The following is a 243-nucleotide window of genomic DNA, read 5'->3' as shown; positions in this document are numbered from 1 at the left end:
GAAACAGCGGCACATGGACGCTCGGCCCGAGACCTCAAAGATTCTTCGGATGTTCCTCGATACGATATCCGCCCTCCAGGCGGCGAATGACAATGGCGATGATGCGATCGAGACACTCGACCGCGAAGTTGGCTGGCCTCGATTGCTTCGCATGAAGCCCGAGCTTGCCGCTATGGTAGAAGACAACGAGGCTTCACCCCTGGCTTTAGCAGCCGAGCAGTACGCGACCGTCCGCAAATATGC

1 protein-coding gene is annotated in these 243 nt (G+C 58.0%); it reads left to right on the top strand.

Translation table 11 applies throughout. The features are described 5' to 3' along the window. The coding region (locus ACWGS9_RS35910) for a hypothetical protein (RefSeq protein WP_454509573.1) at positions 1–243 on the top strand (243 nt) is incomplete at both ends.

The organism is Mesorhizobium sp. Arg314 (genome assembly GCF_053714275.1).
Note: the sequence above shows the minus strand (reverse complement) of the source record. Positions and strands in the feature narration are given on the sequence as shown.